The sequence below is a fragment of the Streptomyces sp. NBC_00483 genome, assembly GCF_036013745.1.
Classification (GTDB): domain Bacteria; phylum Actinomycetota; class Actinomycetes; order Streptomycetales; family Streptomycetaceae; genus Streptomyces.
The window spans coordinates 5,419,794-5,437,360 of record NZ_CP107880.1 but is presented as its reverse complement, the minus strand read 5'-3'; the positions used below and the strand labels follow the sequence as shown (position 1 = coordinate 5,437,360).

General features: G+C 70.1%; 15 protein-coding genes and 1 riboswitch. Of the genes, 6 read left to right on the top strand and 9 right to left on the bottom strand.

Annotation, left to right across the window (positions count from 1 at the left end; genetic code table 11):
• Window positions 1-69: 69 nt before the first annotated feature.
• The 4 genes from groL to thrC all read right to left on the bottom strand — a co-directional run bounded on the left by groL (window position 70) and on the right by thrC (window position 4,347).
• Window positions 70-1,695, bottom strand: a complete 1,626-nt coding sequence (gene groL, locus OHA73_RS24370; protein ID WP_266712587.1) for a chaperonin GroEL — start codon at window positions 1,693-1,695, stop codon at window positions 70-72.
• A 368-nt stretch (window positions 1,696-2,063) separates the two neighbouring features.
• A complete protein-coding gene (locus OHA73_RS24365; protein WP_030576453.1) occupies window positions 2,064-2,270 on the bottom strand; it encodes a cold-shock protein in 207 nt (68 codons plus the stop codon).
• Between the two features lie 458 nt (window positions 2,271-2,728).
• Window positions 2,729-3,004, bottom strand: a complete 276-nt coding sequence (locus OHA73_RS24360) for a ubiquitin-like small modifier protein 1 (RefSeq protein ID WP_266712586.1) — start codon at window positions 3,002-3,004, stop codon at window positions 2,729-2,731.
• Between the two features lie 35 nt (window positions 3,005-3,039).
• Window positions 3,040-4,347 (bottom strand): threonine synthase, encoded by a 1,308-nt coding sequence (gene thrC / locus OHA73_RS24355; RefSeq protein ID WP_327656122.1) that lies wholly within the window; start codon window positions 4,345-4,347, stop codon window positions 3,040-3,042.
• A gap of 18 nt (window positions 4,348-4,365) precedes the next feature.
• Window positions 4,366-4,520: riboswitch (SAM riboswitch) on the bottom strand.
• A gap of 163 nt (window positions 4,521-4,683) precedes the next feature.
• Between thrC and OHA73_RS24350 the strand changes: the two genes are divergently transcribed.
• The 3 genes from OHA73_RS24350 (at window position 4,684) to OHA73_RS24340 (ending at window position 8,990) form a co-directional block, all read left to right on the top strand.
• Window positions 4,684-5,631: a glucosyl-3-phosphoglycerate synthase gene (locus tag OHA73_RS24350; RefSeq protein WP_327658517.1), complete on the top strand. Its 948-nt coding sequence runs from the start codon at window positions 4,684-4,686 to the stop codon at window positions 5,629-5,631.
• Between the two features lie 38 nt (window positions 5,632-5,669).
• Window positions 5,670-7,517, top strand: a complete 1,848-nt coding sequence (locus tag OHA73_RS24345; protein WP_327656121.1) for a DUF7927 domain-containing protein — start codon at window positions 5,670-5,672, stop codon at window positions 7,515-7,517.
• 87 nt (window positions 7,518-7,604) lie between these two features.
• On the top strand, window positions 7,605-8,990 hold the full coding sequence (locus OHA73_RS24340; RefSeq protein WP_327656120.1) for an alpha,alpha-trehalose-phosphate synthase (UDP-forming): 1,386 nt from the start codon (window positions 7,605-7,607) through the stop codon (window positions 8,988-8,990).
• Here the strand turns inward: OHA73_RS24340 and otsB are convergent.
• The 3 genes from otsB to OHA73_RS24325 all read right to left on the bottom strand — a co-directional run bounded on the left by otsB (window position 8,967) and on the right by OHA73_RS24325 (window position 11,377).
• The gene (gene otsB / locus OHA73_RS24335; RefSeq protein WP_266712582.1) at window positions 8,967-9,797 is read right to left on the bottom strand and encodes a trehalose-phosphatase; all 831 of its coding nucleotides are present in this window, start codon (window positions 9,795-9,797) and stop codon (window positions 8,967-8,969) included. The two genes, OHA73_RS24340 and otsB, sit on opposite strands and share 24 nt — an antisense overlap.
• Window positions 9,798-9,870: 73 nt before the next feature.
• On the bottom strand, window positions 9,871-10,098 hold the full coding sequence (locus tag OHA73_RS24330; RefSeq protein WP_267069659.1) for a DUF3263 domain-containing protein: 228 nt from the start codon (window positions 10,096-10,098) through the stop codon (window positions 9,871-9,873).
• 10 nt (window positions 10,099-10,108) lie between these two features.
• Entirely contained in the window at window positions 10,109-11,377 is a 1,269-nt protein-coding gene (locus tag OHA73_RS24325) for an ABC transporter substrate-binding protein (protein WP_327656119.1), read from the bottom strand.
• Window positions 11,378-11,517: 140 nt separating this feature from the next.
• Between OHA73_RS24325 and OHA73_RS24320 the strand changes: the two genes are divergently transcribed.
• The 3 genes from OHA73_RS24320 to OHA73_RS24310 all read left to right on the top strand — a co-directional run bounded on the left by OHA73_RS24320 (window position 11,518) and on the right by OHA73_RS24310 (window position 14,656).
• Window positions 11,518-12,486, top strand: coding sequence for an ROK family protein (locus OHA73_RS24320; RefSeq protein ID WP_327656118.1), 969 nt, complete (start codon window positions 11,518-11,520; stop codon window positions 12,484-12,486).
• Complete coding sequence (gene nagA / locus OHA73_RS24315; RefSeq protein WP_266712578.1) at window positions 12,486-13,622, top strand: N-acetylglucosamine-6-phosphate deacetylase; 1,137 nt, start codon at window positions 12,486-12,488, stop codon at window positions 13,620-13,622. Before OHA73_RS24320 ends, nagA begins: the two co-directional genes overlap by 1 nt.
• A gap of 104 nt (window positions 13,623-13,726) precedes the next feature.
• A complete protein-coding gene (locus OHA73_RS24310) occupies window positions 13,727-14,656 on the top strand; it encodes a 1-phosphofructokinase family hexose kinase (protein ID WP_327656117.1) in 930 nt (309 codons plus the stop codon).
• Between the two features lie 38 nt (window positions 14,657-14,694).
• Here the strand turns inward: OHA73_RS24310 and OHA73_RS24305 are convergent, their stop codons facing one another.
• Together OHA73_RS24305 and cdgB are read right to left on the bottom strand one after the other, a co-directional pair.
• Window positions 14,695-15,627, bottom strand: coding sequence for a carbohydrate-binding protein (locus OHA73_RS24305; protein ID WP_267069664.1), 933 nt, complete (start codon window positions 15,625-15,627; stop codon window positions 14,695-14,697).
• A 111-nt stretch (window positions 15,628-15,738) separates the two neighbouring features.
• Window positions 15,739-17,424: a diguanylate cyclase CdgB gene (gene cdgB / locus OHA73_RS24300; protein ID WP_327656116.1), complete on the bottom strand. Its 1,686-nt coding sequence runs from the start codon at window positions 17,422-17,424 to the stop codon at window positions 15,739-15,741.
• Between the last annotated feature and the right edge of the window lie 143 nt (window positions 17,425-17,567).

Genomic DNA, 17,567 nt, shown 5'->3' with positions numbered 1-17,567 from the left:
AGGGCGGCACCGACTCGTGAAGAGTCGGTGCCGCCCTCGGGGTTACGGACGGGCTGAACCGCGAGCGGCTCAGAAGTCCATGTCACCGCCCGGCATGCCGCCGCCGGCCGGCGCAGCGCCGGCCTTCTCCGGCTTGTCGGCGATGACGGCCTCGGTGGTGAGGAACAGCGCGGCGATGGACGCGGCGTTCTGCAGGGCAGAGCGCGTGACCTTCGCCGGGTCGATGATGCCCTCGGCGATCATGTCGACGTAGTCACCCGTGGCGGCGTTCAGACCGTGACCGACGGTCAGGTTGCGCACCTTCTCCACGACGACGCCACCCTCGAGACCACCGTTGACGGCGATCTGCTTGAGCGGGGCCTCGAGCGCGAGCTTCACGGCGTTGGCGCCGGTCGCCTCGTCACCCTCGAGCTCCAGCTTCTCGAACACCGCGGAGGCCTGGAGGAGGGCCACGCCACCACCGGCGACGATGCCCTCTTCGACGGCCGCCTTCGCGTTGCGAACGGCGTCCTCGATGCGGTGCTTGCGCTCCTTGAGCTCGACCTCGGTGGCCGCGCCCGCCTTGATGACGGCCACGCCGCCGGCGAGCTTGGCGAGGCGCTCCTGGAGCTTCTCGCGGTCGTAGTCCGAGTCGCTGTTCTCGATCTCGGCACGGATCTGGTTGACGCGACCCTGGACCTGGTCGCTCTCACCGGAGCCGTCGACGATCGTCGTCTCGTCCTTGGTGATGACGACCTTGCGGGCACGGCCGAGCAGGTCGAGACCGGCGTTCTCCAGCTTGAGGCCGACCTCCTCGGAGATGACGGTGCCGCCCGTGAGGATGGCGATGTCGCCGAGCATGGCCTTGCGACGGTCACCGAAGCCCGGGGCCTTGACGGCGACGGACTTGAAGGTGCCACGGATCTTGTTGACGACCAGGGTCGACAGGGCCTCGCCCTCGACGTCCTCGGCGATGATCAGCAGCGGCTTGCCGGACTGCATGACCTTCTCGAGCAGCGGAAGGAGGTCCTTCACGTTGCCGATCTTCGAGTTGACGATCAGGATGTACGGGTCCTCGAGCGAGGCCTCCATACGCTCCATGTCGGTGGCGAAGTACGCCGAGATGTAGCCCTTGTCGAAGCGCATACCCTCGGTGAGCTCGAGCTCCAGACCGAAGGTCTGGGACTCCTCGACGGTGATGACGCCTTCCTTGCCGACCTTGTCCATGGCCTCGGCGATGAGCTCGCCGATCTGGGTGTCGGCGGCCGAGATGGAGGCGGTGGAGGCGATCTGCTCCTTGGTCTCCACCTCCTTGGCCTGCTCGAGCAGGGCGGCGGAGACGGCCTCGGTGGCGCGCTCGATGCCGCGCTTGAGGGCCATCGGGTTGGCGCCGGCGGCTACGTTGCGAAGGCCTTCGCGAACGAGCGCCTGGGCCAGGACGGTCGCGGTCGTCGTGCCGTCACCGGCGACGTCGTCCGTCTTCTTCGCGACCTCCTTGACCAGCTCGGCGCCGATCTTCTCGTACGGGTCCTCGAGCTCGATCTCCTTGGCGATGGACACACCATCGTTGGTGATCGTGGGGGCGCCCCACTTCTTCTCGAGGACGACGTTGCGACCCTTGGGGCCCAGGGTCACCTTGACGGCGTCGGCGAGCTGGTTCATGCCGCGCTCGAGGCCGCGCCGTGCCTCCTCGTCGAACGCGATGATCTTGGCCATGTGAAGTGGTCCTCCCGGACGGGGTGGCTAACGCAAAAGGACCGTGCTGGTGCCCGCGACGGACGGCCTGCGGGCCTTGTGGCTCCTTGCACCACCCGGCCCCCGGACCTCACCGACCCGATCCAAGTTTTGTCACTCTCACTCGGAGAGTGCTAAGCCCAATGATTAGCACTCGACCCCTACGAGTGCAAGGTGCTCCCGCGCAGCGGGATCGTTGAGGGGTGGCGGTCGGGCGACGGGCGGGCGCAAGGCCGTACCACGAAAGCGCAGGCGGGACCCGTTCAGCACGAAGGGCCCGCCCCCCGGTTACCCGGGAGACGAGCCCTCCGCAACGTGCGACGTACAAGCTTGCAGTCTGACGCGCGCGTTCAGCCGGCGGCCACGCGGACCATGTCGGCCTGCGGCCCCTTCTGGCCCTGCGAGATCTCGAACTCGACCCGCTGACCCTCTTCGAGGGTGCGGTAGCCGTCCATCTGAATCGCGCTGTAGTGGACGAAAACATCCGCACCACCGTCGACCGCGATGAAGCCGTACCCCTTCTCCGCGTTGAACCACTTGACGGTGCCCTGAGCCATGCCTAACTCCCCTATTACTGGCCCTTGCGCAGGACCGCACTTCGCGGACCCGGGTCAGACCTCACGCCCCATGGGATATGGGGGTGTGCGCCGGAACGCGTCGACCGCGGCTGAATGTATCTGCCCAACTGCCGTCTGCAACAGGTCAGTCGGACGAGAATTCTGGGCACGCCAGATCGGGGAAACCGGGCCAACTCGCCGTATCCTTGGGCAAGTCGGGCCGTGTAAATGCCATAAAGGGCCCGAAAGGGCCGGACACTTTGGCTACTTCTTGTCGGGCTTCGGGCGAGAACTCATATGCGCCCGTCATGCACCGCTCAGCGAAACGCAGCAGCTTCCCCAACTGTACCGCGCTCAACCATGCAGAATTGCCCCCTCCGCTTCTCTTGCGGAGGGGGCAATTCAAGTAACTCTGCGTAAAACGGCGAAAGATCAGCCTCCGGCACTGTGCTTGATGGTCAGCCTCCGGCGACGGCCGGAATGATCGAGACGCCGGCGCCGTCCGGCGTCGCCGTCTGAAGGCCCTGCTCGAAGCGGACGTCGTCGTCGTTCACGTAGACGTTCACGAAGCGGCGCAGCTTGCCCTGGTCGTCGAGGACGCGGGCGGCGATGCCGGTGTGGTTCTTCTCGAGGTCGGAGATGACGTCGGCGAGGGTGGCGCCCTCGGCGGCGACCTCGGCCTTGCCGCCGGTGTAGGTGCGCAGGATGGTGGGGATGCGAACGTTGACGCTCATGCTGGTAACTCCTGTTGCTACAAGTTCGGTCGGGCTCAGAGGTCGGTGGCGAGGCCGGCCTCGCGGAACGCGTCCAGGTTGGGCCGGATCGTCGCGGTGGCCTGCGAGGACTCGGCGACCGCGTCCAGCGTCTTGAGACCGTCACCGGTGTTGAGGACCACCGTGGTCAGCGACGGGTCGATGAGGCCCGCCTCGATGAGCTTCTTGGTGACACCCAGCGTGACACCGCCCGCCGTCTCGGCGAAGATGCCCTCCGTCTGCGCGAGCAGCTTGATCGCGTCGACGACCTGCTCGTCGTTGACGTCCTCCACGGCGCCGCCGGTGCGGCGCGCGATGTCGAGGACGTACGGGCCGTCGGCCGGGTTGCCGATGGCGAGGGACTTGGCGATGGTGGTCGGCTTCTGCGGGCGGACCACGTCGTGGCCGCCCTTGTAGGCGACGGAGACCGGGGAGCAGCCCTCGGCCTGGGCGCCGAAGAGCTTGTAGGGCTTGTCCTCGACGAGCCCGAGCTTGATCAGCTCCTTCAGGCCCTTGTCGATCTTCGTGAACTGCGAGCCGGACGCGATCGGGATGACCAGCTGGTCCGGGAGCTGCCAGCCGAGCTGCTCGCAGATCTCGTACGCGAGCGTCTTGGAGCCCTCGCCGTAGTACGGGCGGAGGTTCACGTTCACAAAGCCCCAGCCCTCGCCCAGCGGGTCGCCGATGAGCTCGGAGCAGAAGCGGTTCACGTCGTCGTAGTTGCCCTCGATGGCGACGAGGTCACCGCCGTAGACACCGGCCATGACGACCTTGCCCTGCTCCAGGTCGTGCGGGATGAACACGCAGGACCGGAAGCCGGCACGGGCGGCGGCGGCGCCGACGGCGCCGGCCAGGTTGCCGGTGGAGGAGCAGGAGAGGGTGGTGAAGCCGAAGGCGCGGGCGGCCTCGATGGCCTGCGCGACGACGCGGTCCTTGAAGGAGTGCGTCGGGTTGCCGGAGTCGTCCTTGACGAACAACTTGCCCTCGGCGACGCCCAGTTCACGGCCGAGGTTGTCGGCCTTGACGAGCTTGGTCCAGCCGGGGTTCAGGTTCGGCCTCTCGGCGACGTCGGCCGGGACGGGCAGCAGCGGGGCGTAGCGCCAGATGTTGGCGGGGCCGGACTCGATCTGCTTGCGGAGCGCCTCGGGGTCACCGACGGGAAGGTCGTATGCGACTTCGAGGGGACCGAAACACTCGGCGCAGGCGAAGACGGGGCCGAGCGGAACGACGGCGCCGCACTCGCGGCAGGAAAGTCCGGAGGCCGGGCCCAGATCGACGGAGTCCGTCGTGGCGGCGGTTTCGGTGGCGACAGTCTGTACAGCCATGAGAGGCGAGGCCCTTTCTCCTCATCTTCCTCGCGACGCATCTCGCCACGAGACGGATTTGGCACCTTCACTAGCCGGGAGCCTCGCGGGCGCACTGCGGTGTGCGGACGAGACCGGCTGGAGGGTTGCCGGGGCTTCAACGGGCCGTATCCCTCTGCCCCTCTGGATGAGCGGTATTCGATTGTGTGGATTCAGTTGTGTGTGCGGCGGGCGACCCCCGACATGCGATGGTCACCGGCCTTGTTCAAGACTGTAACCGAAGGCCCGGACCCTTGAGATAGTCGTCCGATGCGCGAGATGGATCACATGTTGGTCCTGAGGGAAGGAACGCAGACCGTGCTGGAAGAGGTCGAGCGCTGGCTGAACAGGCGCTCCTGGTCCGTGGTCGACCATCCGCTGCACCGGTTGGTCGCCGCCAAGCAGGCCTCGGGCCGGACGGTGAGTGTCGTACTGCCCGCGCTGAACGAGGAGGAGACGGTCGGCGAGATCGTCTCCGAGATCCGGCGGACGCTGATGACGGACGCGGTGCCGCTCGTCGACGAGCTCGTCGTGATCGACTCCGGCTCCACGGACCGCACCTCCGAGGTCGCGGCTGCGGCCGGGGCGCGCGTCGAGCACCGGGACACGATCCTGCCGCGGATCCCGGTCAGGTCCGGCAAGGGTGAGGTGCTGTGGCGCTCCCTGTTCGTCACTTCCGGTGACATCGTGTGCTTCGTCGACGCCGATCTGAAGGAGTTCTCCGCGGACTTCGTCTCCGGCATCGTCGGGCCGCTGCTCACCGAGCCGGGCGTGGACTTCGTGAAGGCGATGTACGACCGTCCGCTGGCCGGGGCCGCGGGGCAGGGCGGCCGGGTGACCGAGCTGATGGCGCGGCCGATCCTCAATCTGCACTGGCCCCAACTGGCCGGATTCGTCCAGCCCTTGGGCGGCGAGTACGCGGCCCGGCGCTCGCTGCTCGAACGGCTCCCGTTCCCCGTCGGATACGGCGTGGAGCTCGGCCTGCTGGTGGACGCGCTGCACACCGTGGGCCTGGACGCGCTCGCCCAGGTCGACGTCGGTGTGCGCAAGCACCGGCACCAGGACGGGCAGGCGCTCGGCCGGATGGCGGCGGCGATCTACCGCACGGCCCAGCTCCGCCTCGCGCGCGGGCACCTCGTCAGGCCGGTGCTCACGCAGTTCGAGCGCGGGGAGGACGGCTTCGAGCCGCGTACCCACGAGGTCGACACGGAGGAGCGGCCGCCGATGATCGAAATCGGTGAGTATGCGGAGCGTCGCGTCGCATAAGCGCCGCATAATCATATGTTTTGTCTAACTTGCCCTTTATGTGGCTCAGACAATTCAAGGGCAGGTTCAAGGGCAGGGCGGCGTGCGCCGTCACCGCCACCCTCGCCGCCTGCCTGACGGGCATGGCGGGCCTGGCGCCGATCCCCGCCTCCGCGGACGTGGTCTCCCCCTTCGCCAAGCGCTACGACGAATCGATCTACGGCGACTTCAAGACCATCGGCAACACGGTCATGGGCTGCCCGACGGACGACGCCACCATGGCCGGACGCTGCGCCGTCGCCGCGAACGGCGAGGGCAAGGACAACAACAACACGTTCGTCATGCAGCGGATCAACACCGCAGGGACGACCGACGGCTACGGCTCCAGCACCGGCAGGGTCACCGTCCCGCCCGGCGCCCAGGTCGCCTACGCCCGCCTCTTCTTCGGCGGCAACGACGGCACGTACAAGGGCCCGAGCGGCGCCCAGCTGAAGCGCTGCGACATCTCCGGCGCCAATGTGGTCCCCTCGCCCGGCGACCCGCTGGACGCGGTCCCCTCGGTCGGTGTGAACGGCACGGCCCCGACCAAGGTCTCCCCCGACGACCTGGTCCAGGACCCCGCCTCCACCAGCGGCCCGCACTACTACACGGGCGAGGCCGACGTCACGAGCCTCTTCAGCGGCGTCACCGGCACCGGCGCGCCGATCCCGGTCTCCGTCGGCGACATCTGGGCGCCCACCGGCAAGGGCTGCGTGGCCGGCTGGTCGATGACCGTCGTCTACAAGTACGACGGCCCCAACGACGCCTACGCGCCGGACCGCCGCAACGTCTACATCTACGGCGGCCACGTCCTGCAGCGCTCCACCTCCCCCGCCACCCGGGTCACCGTGGACGGCTTCTACCGGACCTCGGGCACCCCGCACGCGAGCGTCACCGCGTACGAGGGCGACTGGAACACGCCGGGCGACAGGTTCGCCGTCGGCGGCCGGAACATCCCCGAGGCGCACACCGGCAACACCAACAACTTCTTCATCTCCGAGGACGACGGCGCCCTCGACCCGAAGATGGTCAACAACCTGAGCATCGACGCGAAGGAGTTCGACGTCTCGGGCAGCGGCTCCACGCGGGCCGTCGGGGACGAGCCGATCCCGGTCGGCTCGACCTCCACCACGCTCGACTTCTCCACCAAGGGCGACACCTACGTCCCCTCGGCGCTCGCCCTGTCCGTCCCGGTGCCCGACCTGGAGATCACCAAGACGGCGAGCCCGGCGAAGGTGGAGCCCGGCGACACGGTCACGTACACGGTGAAGGCGAAGAACGTCAGCCGACTGCCGTACCCCAACGCCAAGTTCACCGACGACCTCACCGAGAACCTCGACGACGCGACGTACAACAACGACGCCGAGGCGAGCATCGGGAACGTCGACTACACCGAGCCGAAGATCAACTTCACCGGTGACATCCCGGCCGGCGAGACCGCGACCGTCACGTACTCCGTGAAGGTCAACGACCCGGTGAGCGGCGACGGGAAGCTCACGAACAGCGTCACCGCCGACTCCCCGCGCACCAACTGCGAGGAGGGCTCCACGGACGCGCAGTGCGGCATCGCGCCCGTCATCGAGCGGGAGGCGCCGTCACCGACGCCGACCAGCCCCTCGCCGACGCCGACCGACCCGTCGACCGAGCCGCCGGGCGAGCAGACGCCCGAGCCCTCGCCGACCCCGTCGACGGGCAGCCAGAGCCCGCAGGCCCGGCCCACCCCGCCGAATCCGCCGAATCCGCCGAGCAGTGGCGAGATGGCCGAGACCGGCACCGACTCGCTTCTGCCGCTGTACGGCGGGCTCGCCGTCACGCTGTGCGGGCTCGGCGCGCTGATCGTCGCCGCAGTGCGCAGCCGCAAGGAGTGACCTGACCGCAGGCGTCGTATACGGCCGGGCCCCCGACGGGGCCCGGCCTTACGTTTGAACGTTTCCGGGCCGGGCTAGCGTGCCCCTATGAGTTCCACGACGCATGGTGCTGCTGAGGTTCTCGTCGCGTCCAACCGCGGCCCGGTCTCGTACGTCCTCGACGACGCGGGAGGAATCGAGGCGAAGCGCGGCGGGGGCGGTCTCGTGTCGGCGCTGAGCGCCGTCGAGAACAAACTGTGGGTGTGCTCGGCGCTGAGCGAGGGCGACCGGGAGGCGGTGCGGCGCGGGGTCGCCGAGCCGGGAGTGCGGATGCTCGACATCGACGCCGAGGTGCACACGGACGCGTACAACGGGGTCGCGAACTCGGTGCTGTGGTTCGTGCACCACATGCTGTACCAGACGCCCCTGGAGCCCGCCTTCGGACCGGAGTTCCGCAGGCAGTGGGCGTCCTACGAGGCGTACAACCGGGCCTTCGCCGAGGCGCTCGCCGAGGACGCGGCGCCGGGCGCGACCGTGGTCGTGCAGGACTATCACCTGACGCTGGTGCCGGGGATGCTCCGCGAGCTCCGCGGCGACCTGCGGATCGGGCACTTCTCGCACACGCCCTGGGCACCCGTCGACTACTTCCGGATGCTGCCCGACGACATCGCCGAGCAGGTGCTCAGGGGCATGCTCGGTGCCGACCGCTGTGCGTTCCTGACCCGGCGCTGGGCGGACGCCTTCACCGACTGCTGTACGCATCTCGTCGGCGGCACGTCCGGGACCCGGATCGGGGTGCACGGGCTGGGCGCGGACGCGGACTTCCTGCGCGAGCGGGCGCACCGGGACGACGTGGAGGAGCGGCTCGCGACGCTGCGCGCGCAGGTGGGCGAGGGCCGCAAGGTCGTCGTGCGGGTGGACCGCACGGAGCTGTCGAAGAACATCGTGCGCGGGCTCCAGGCGTACGAGCTGCTGCTTGAGGACCGGCCCGAATGGCGGGAACGGGTCGTGCACGTCGCGTTCGCCTACCCGTCGCGGCAGGACCTGGCCGTGTACCGGGACTACACGGCCGAGGTCGCGCGGGTCGCCGAGGCCATCAACTCCCGCTTCGGTACGGAGGGTTGGACGCCGGTCGTGCTCCACGTGAAGGACGACTTCGCGCGCTCGCTGGCCGCGTACCGGCTCGCCGACGTGGCCCTCGTGAACCCGATCAGGGACGGGATGAACCTGGTCGCCAAGGAGGTGCCGGTCGTCTCCGACGACGGGTGCGTGCTGGTGCTCTCGCGGGAGGCGGGGGCGTACGAGGAGCTGGCCGAGGACGCCCTGACCGTCAACCCCTATGACGTGACCGGGACTTCACGGGCCCTCGCGGAGGCGCTCGCCATGCCGCAGGACGAGCGCGAGGAACGCACGAAGCGACTCGCGGAGGCGGCGACGGCGCTGCCGCCGGGACAGTGGTTCCTGGACCAGCTAGAGGCGCTGCGCGAGGCCTGAGAAGAAGGCGGCCAACTCCCCGGGGCCCTCCACCAACAGGTCGGCCCTGTCGGCGAGTTCGGTCACCACCGTGTCCGCCGCCACCAAGAGCCCCGGAACCCCGTCGGAGCGCAGTTTCTCCACTGCCGCGAAGGCCGGGAGGTCGCCGAGGTCGTCGCCCGCGTAGAGGACGGACTCGGCGCCCACCTCCCGTACGTACTCGGTGAGCGCCACGCCCTTGTCGACGCCCGGCGGGCGCAGCTCCAGGACCATGCGGCCCGGCTCCACGATCAGGCCGTGCCGGGCGGCGAGTTCCGCCAGGGGTTCGCGGAGGGTGTCGAAGGCGGCCTGCGGGTCCTTTGCGCGGCGCGTGTGGATCGCGACGGCGCGGCCCTTCTCCTCGATGTACGTGTCGTGCCAGAGGTTCGACTCGGCCAGTACGCCGGGGAGTTCGGCCCGGACGGTGGCCACGCCGGGGTGCGGGGCGGGGGCGCTGACCGTGCCGGTGACGGCGTCCCAGCGTTCGGCGCCGTAGTGCCCGAGGACGACGAGGTGTTCGAGGCCGGGGACGCCGGAGAAGCCTCCGTGGCGGACCGCGACGCTCGCCGGGCGGCCCGTGACGACCGCGATCGCGGCGACCTTCGGGGCGAGGGCGGCGAGGGCCGGGACCACGTCGGGGTGGGCACGGGCCTGGTCGGGGTCCGGGACGATGGGGGCGAGGGTGCCGTCGAAGTCGATGGCGATCACCGCGCGGTGCGGGTGGGCGAGGATGGCGTCCAGGCCGTCGCGGCCGGCGGTTGTCCGGGGGGCGTGCTCATGGCTGGCCATGCCGTTGACGATAGCCGTATCACTCAAGCCCCTGCGGCGATTGAGCAGCGGGGTCCGGGGCAGAGCCCCGGGGCTAGCGCTCGCCGCGCCGCGCCTCTCGCACCCGCCGCAACCTGTTCACCGTCACCGGAGCGAACTCCAGGGCCCTGGGGTCGTCCAGGAGTGCGTTCAGGAGTTGGAAGTAGCGGACCGGCGCCAGGTCCAGTTCCTCGCGGATCGCACGCTCCTTGGCGCCCGGCGAGGACCAGCCACGGCCCTCGAACGTGAGCACCGCGCGTTCGCGCTCGCCGAGGGGACCCATGCCCGTCACGCTACTCCGCGGATTCCGCGGCCGCCGCGTCGTTCTGGATCGCGCCGAGGGTGCCCGCCGCGCTGCCCTGCGGCGTAACCGTGGAGCCGATCTGCTTCTTGATCTCGGCGCTGACCTCGGGCCAGGACGTCTTGTTGGCCGGGTAGTACGTGGCGCCCGCCAGCTCGTCGATGAACGGGCGCAGGGCCTTGTCCTTGGCCGAGGACGTCATCGCGTTCGACGCGGAGACCGTGACCGGCGCGACGGTGTACTTGCGGGAGAAGTCGAGGACGTTCTTCTTGTTGTACGCGTAGTCGAGGAACGCCCCGGTCTCCTTGGGGTGGCCGCCCTGCTTGAACGCCATCATCCAGTCGGTGACGCCCATCGTGGACCTGGGCGTGCCGTCGGGTCCGGGGATCGCCACGTCGCCGTAGTCGACGCCCTTCGCCTTGGCCATGTTCATCAGCGTGGGGTGGCCGGACAACATGCCGACCTGGCCCTTGGCGAAGGCCTGGAAGGCGGGCGTGCGGTTGAGCTCGCCGGGGGCGGTCGGGCCGGTGAGGCCCTTGGTGACCAGGTTGTTCTTGAGCCAGGACAGGGCCTCGACGTTCTTCTTGTCGTCGAGGGCGTAGCTGCCGACGTTGTCGGTGTAGCCGCCGCCGTTGCTGAGCATCCAGATCAGCGTCTCGGCCTGCGCCTCTTCCGTGCCGAGCGGCAGCGCGAAGGGGTAGCGCACGCCCTGCGCCTTGAGCGCCTTGGCGTCGGACACGAGGTCGGCCCAGGTCTTCGGCGGCGTGATGCCGGCCTGCGTGAAGAGCTTCTTGTTGTAGAAGAGGCGGCGCGTGGAGGCGGCGAACGGCATGCCGTACTGCGCGCCCTTGATCTCGCCCGCCTGGCTCATCTGGCCGACGAAATCGGCCTGGACCGGCACGGAGAGCAGCTTGTCGACGGAGTACAGCTTGTCCGCCGCGGCGTAGTCGGCGTACGCGCCGATCTGCGCCATGTCGGGCGCGTGGCCCGCGGCGACCATGTCCTTGACCTTCTTGTCGACGACGTCCCAGGAGTAGACGTCGACGTCGACCTTGATGCCCGGGTGCTGCTTCTCGAAGCCGGCGGCGACGTCGTCCCAGTACTTCTGGGAGCCGTTGGCCTCGGAGTCGCCGTAGTCGGCCGCGACCAGCTTCAGCGTGACGGCGTCGGAGTCACCGCTCCCACAGGCGGTGAGCAGCGACGACGCGGCCACCACCCCGAGCGCGGCCGCCACGGTCAGAGCCGTCCTCCCCTTGCGCACTGCCGCACTCCAACTTTGTCCCTCGTGCCACAGGCCTGTCCCATGGTCCCACGGAAGGTCTACACCACATGGGTGTCGGAGCGGAAACGAGGGGGGACTGGACTAGACCTCTCAAGGGTGGACGCGCGAGACTGTCCCCCGTGAAACATGTCATCGCCCTGGACGTGGGCGGCACCGGGATGAAGGCCGCCCTGGTCGGGGCCGACGGCAATCTGCTGCACCAGGCGCGCCGGGCGACCCAGCGCGAGCGCGGCGCCGACGCGGTCGTGGAGTCGATCCTCGACTTCGCCGCCGAACTGCGCGCGTACGGCGAGCGGCACCTCGGCGAGCCCGCGAGCGCCGCCGGGGTCGCGGTGCCCGGCGTCGTGGACGAGAAGGACGGCATCGCCCTCTTCGCGGCCAACCTCGGCTGGCGCGACGTCCCCATGCGGGCCCTGCTCAGCGAGCGGCTCGGCGGCATCCCCGTGGCGCTCGGCCACGACGTGCGCACCGGCGGGCTCGGCGAGGGGCGGCTCGGCGCCGGCAAGGACGCCGACCGGTTCCTCTTCATGCCGCTGGGGACCGGGATAGCCGGCGCCATCGGCATCGACGGGCGCATCGAGCCCGGCGCGCACGGCTCCGCCGGCGAGATCGGCCATGTGGTCGTCCGCCCCGGCGGTGTGGCCTGTGGCTGCGGTCAGCGCGGCTGCCTGGAGCGGTACGCCTCCGCCTCCGCGGTCACCCTGGCCTGGCAGGAGGCGAGCGGCGACGAGAAGGCGACCGCGGCGGACTGCGCGAAGGCCGTCGACGCGGGCGACCCGAAGGCGGTCCAGGTCTGGCAGGACGCGGTGGACGCGCTCGCCGACGGGCTGGTGCTCGCGCTCACTCTGCTGGACCCCCGCACGCTCATCATCGGTGGCGGGCTCGCCGAGGCCGGGGAAACCTTGTTCACACCCCTGCGTGCGGCCGTCGGGGAGCGTGTCACCTTCCAGGCGCTCCCCACGATCGTCCCGGCCGTCCTCGGGGACAGCGCCGGATGCCTGGGCGCGGGCCTGCTCGCCTGGGACCTGCTCGACCGCCAAAAGCCCCAACACACCGCAGCCACTGGATCCTCGGAGGTAACCGCCTGATGGCCACAGCAAAGGTGCTCGCCGGCGCCAAGGTGGTTCTGCCCACCGGGACCGTCACCGACGGACGCGTCATCGTCGACGGCACGAAGATCGCCGGGGCTGCCCCCGACGGCGCCGAGACCGTCGACCTGACAGGCCACTGGGTGGTGCCCGGCTTCGTCGACATGCACAACCACGGCGGCGGCGGCGCGTCCTTCACCTCCGGTGCGATCGACGAGATCCTCACGGGGGTGCGCACGCACCAGCAGCACGGCACGACCACGATCGTCGCGTCCTTCGTCACCGGCGACATGGACTTCCTCGTGCAGCGCGCGGGGCTGCTCTCCGAGCTGGCCGAGCACGGCGAGATCGCGGGCATCCACTTCGAGGGCCCGTTCATCTCGCCGTGCCGCAAGGGCGCCCACGACGAGACGCTGCTGCGCGACCCCGACCCGGCCGAGGTCCGCAAGCTGATCGACGCCGCCCGCGGCCAGGCCAAGATGGTCACTCTCGCCACCGAACTGCCCGGCGGCATCGACTCCGTGCGCCTCCTCGCCGAGCACGGCGTGATCGCCGCGATCGGGCACACCGACGCGTCGTACGAGCAGACGGCCGCGGCCATCGACGCGGGCGCCACGGTCGCCACGCACCTCTTCAACGCGATGCCGCCCCTCGGCCACCGCGACCCGGGACCGATCGCGGCGCTCCTGGAGGACGACCGCATCACCGTCGAGCTGATCAACGACGGCACGCATCTGCACCCGGCCGCCCTGGAGCTGGCGTTCCATCACAAGGGCGCGGAGAAGGTCGCGTTCATCACCGACGCGATGGACGCCGCCGGGTTCGGCGACGGGCGCTACATGCTCGGCCCGCTGGAGGTCGAGGTGAAGGACAGCGTGGCGCGGCTCGTGGAGGGCGGCTCCATCGCGGGCTCGACGCTGACCCTCGACCGGGCGTTCAAGCGTGCCGTGACGATCGACAAACTGCCCGTCGAGGACGTCGTCCGGGCCATCTCCGCGAACCCGGCCCAACTCCTCGGCATGTACGACAAGGTGGGCTCGCTGGAGCCCGGCAAGGACGCCGATCTCGTGGTCCTGGACGCGGAGTTCGAGGTCAAGGGCGTGCTGCGCAAGGGCGAGTGGCTGATCCGTCCGTAACTTACGGCTCGTACAAGGCGGTTGACCCGAGGTCTGGGCCAACCGCCTTGACTTTGGCATGATCAGGCCCCGTTACTGAAAGTACGTAAGGGGGGTGGGGTCCTGTGATCCTCACGGTCACGCTGAACACCGCGCTCGACATCACGTACGGGGTGCGGTCCCTGCGGCCGCACGCCACGCACCGCGTCACCGAGGTCACCGAGCGGCCCGGCGGCAAGGGTCTGAACGTGGCGCGGGTGCTCGCCGCGCTCGGTCACGAGGTGGCCGTGACGGGATTCGTGGGCGGCGCGACGGGCCGCACGCTCCAGGAGCAGCTGCTCGGCACGCCGGGCGTCGCGGACGCGCTGGTGCCCGTCTCCGGCGCGACCCGCCGCACGATCGCCGTCGCCGACGCGTCGACCGGCGACACGACACAGCTCAACGAGCCGGGTCCGACCATCACGCCCGCCGAGTGGACGGCCTTCCAGGAGGCGTACGCGGATCTGCTGCGCTCCGCCTCCGCGGTGGCCCTGTGCGGCAGCCTGCCGCCTGGCGTCCCGGTCGGCGCCTACGCGACGCTCGTACGGGCCGCGCGGGCCGCCTCGGTGCCCGTACTCCTCGACACCAGCGGCGAACCGCTGCGCCGCGGCGTCGCGGCCCGCCCCGACCTGGTGAAGCCGAACGCGGACGAGCTGGCCGAACTCACCGGCTCCCACGAGCCGTTGCAGGCCATGAAGGACGCGCGGCGGCGCGGGGCGCACGCGGTGGTCGCCTCGCTCGGGGCGGACGGCCTGTGCGCCCTCACGGCGGACGGCGAGTGGCGCGCCCCGGCCCCCGGCCGCCTCCGCGGCAACCCCACGGGCGCCGGCGACTCGGCGGTCGCGGGCCTGCTCTCCGGCCACGTCGACCACTTGCCGTGGCCCCAGCGCCTGGCCCGCGCGGTGGCACTGTCCGCGGCGACGGTGGTGTCCCCCGTGGCGGGCGAGTTCGACACCGCGACGTACGAGGACCTGGTGGGCCGGGTCACGGTCGCCGAACACGTCGGGGCGGCCTGACTCCGTCAAGCTCGCTCAAGCCCCTTGCGGCGATCGACTCAGCTCTGGGTGAGCCACATCCGGTCGAAGTTGGCGTCGCACTTGTTGCCCTGGTCACAGGAGACCGTGATCGCGTTGGTCCCCTTGGTGAGCTGGACGATGGCCCACGTGTTCGTCCAGCCCTTCTCCCAGTCACCTTCCTTGGCGCCTGCGAAGTTCTTCATGTTCAGCGGGCGGGACTGCTTCGTGCCGTTCACGTCGATCGTGGCGTCGGAGTCCTTGCCGGGCACCCCGTAGTCGACGTACAGCTTGTACGCGCCGTCCTTCGGGATGTCGTTGACGGTCCAGGTCAGGCTCGCGCCCACCTTGTTGAACCCGGCGACGTACACCCCGCCGTCGGCCTTCGCGCCCTGCACGTCGGACGCGGTGGCGGTGCCGCCGGCCAGCTTCAGGGTCTTCGCGTCGGTCTTCGGCAGGTCGACCTTGGCGGGGGACGCCGACTTCGACGGCTTCTCGCTCGGCTGCACCGACTCCGAGCCGCCGGACCCCTTGTTGCCGGCCTCGCTGCCCTCGTCGCCCGAGTCGTTGCTGAGCATGGCGACGCCGATTCCGATGACGACGGCCGCGACCACGGCGACCGCGCCGATCAGGAGCGCCTTGGTGTTGGGGCCGCCACCCCGGCCGCCACCGCGCATCGGCGCCGTCGGCGGGCCCGGCTGGCTGGGAACGCCGCCGCCGGGCATCGTCTCGGGAGCCTGGTAGTGCGCGTTCGGCTGCTGGTACGACTGGGTCGGCTGGGTCTGCCCGTACTGGCGCTCACCGACCGTACGGATCTGATTGGCCCGGTAGGAGGACCGCGGGTTCGGGTAGCCGTAGCCACCGCCCGCGCCCTCGGGCGGGGTCGCCCCGGCCGCCTGCCCGTCGGCGTACAGATAGCCGAACGGATCGTCGTCCTCGGGCGTGGTGCTCCCGCTGTTGTTGCCGGGCGCCATCCCAGATCACTCCCTACACGTTGCTTACCTCGGCGAGGGTACCCGCTACGAGCGACCCCACGGCGTGGCCCAGGCCTCACCGGGAATGCGGAACCGCGCCCAATGTAGGGGCTATCCGGCCCGCCTGTGCTGCTTACTACGTGATCTTTTCTCTACGTACATGCGCTGGTCAGCGGATTGCAGCACTTCCTCTGCCGTCATACCGCAGTGGGCCCAGCCGATACCGAAACTGGCCCCTACCCGCACCGCTCTGCCGTCTACCCGAATCGGCGGAATGATGGCGTTCCGCAACCTGACGGCGAGGTCCTGGGCGTCCTCGCGGCCGAGCCCGTCGGCGAGCACCACGAACTCGTCACCGCCGAGCCGGGCGACCGTGTCCCCGTCCCGTACGACGCTGGTCAGCCGGCGGGCGACCTCGATGAGGACGGCGTCGCCCGCGTTGTGCCCGAACCTGTCGTTGATCGACTTGAAGCCGTCGAGGTCGCAGAAGAGGACGGCGAGGCCCTTCGTGCCGTTGTCGGCGCCGGAGGCCGCGTCGGGCTCGGGCGCGGCGACGTGCACCTGGTGGTCGAAGCCGTCGAACCCCTCGTACAGGTTCGACTGGTGCGGGACGGGCGCCCCGAAGTCGAAGCCGATCCCGCTCGCGTCGGCGCCGCGGTGGTCGCCGTAGGCCGCGTCGAGGGAGTCGATGGCGCTGGGCCCGGGCTCGTACGGGCGACGGCAGAGGCGGGCGGAGAGGCGGGCGCGCAGCTCCGCCGAGTTCGGCAGGCCGGTGAGCGAGTCGTGCGAGGCGCGGTGGGCGAGGTGCAGCTCGCGGCGCTTGCGCTCCTCGATGTCCTCGACGTGGGTGAGCAGGAAGCGCGGCCCGTCGGCGGCGTCGGCGACCACCGAGTTGCGCAGGGACACCCAGACGTATGTGCCGTCGCGGCGGGCGAGGCGCAGCTCGGCGCGGCCGCCCTCGGCGGAGGTGCGCAGCAGGGTGCCGATGTCCTCGGGGTGCACGAGGTCGGAGAACGAGTAGCGGCGCATGGCCGATGCCGGGCGGCCGAGGAGGCGGCACAGCGCGTCGTTGGTCCGCAGGATCCGGCCGTGCTGGTCGCCGCCCATCTCGGCGATCGCCATCCCGGAGGGGGCGTACTCGAAGGCCTGGCGGAAGCTTTCCTCACTGGCCCGCAGCGCCTGCTGCTCGCGCTCCAGGCGGACCAGGGCGCGCTGCATGTTGGACCGAAGGCGTGCGTTGCTGATCGCGATGGCGGCCTGGAAGGCGTACATCTGGAGGGCCTCGCGGCCCCAGGCGCCGGGGATGCGGCCGCCCCGCGGGCGGTCGACGGAGATCACGCCGACGAGTTCGCCGCCGGAGGAGCCCGTCGCGTACATGGGGGCGAAGAGCCGGTCGGCGGGGTGCCACTCGTCCTCGAAGCGGGGCGGCGGTCCGGCGGTGAACCACTGCGGCACGTCGTCCTCGTCGAGGACCCAGCCCTCGGTGTGCGGTATGAAGCGCAGCTCGCCCCACTGCTCACCCATGGCGAGGCGGCGGTCCCAGCCGGCGCGGGAGCCCACGCGTCCGGTGATCAGGGCCTCGGCCGCGGAGTTTCCCGCGAAGGCGGCGACGACCAGATCACCGTCGGGACGGACGAGGTTCACACACGCCAGTTCGTAGCCGAGCCCGTTCACGACCCCGTCCGCGACGGTCTGCAGGGTGTCGGCGAGACTGCGGGCCGTGTTCATGTCCGCCATCACCTGGTGCAGCTGACGCAGGGTCGCAAGACGGACGTACGGCTCCGACTCGGTCTCCATGCTCAGTTTCTCCCCGAGACCTCGACAGCACTCCAGAATTCGGATCGGTTCGCTTCGCACGTGCAGCAGCACGTTCATCAGCAGTGTCACCGCCACTGAATCACAGCGAGCTGTGCACCCGGTACACAGGGTCAACAAATTAT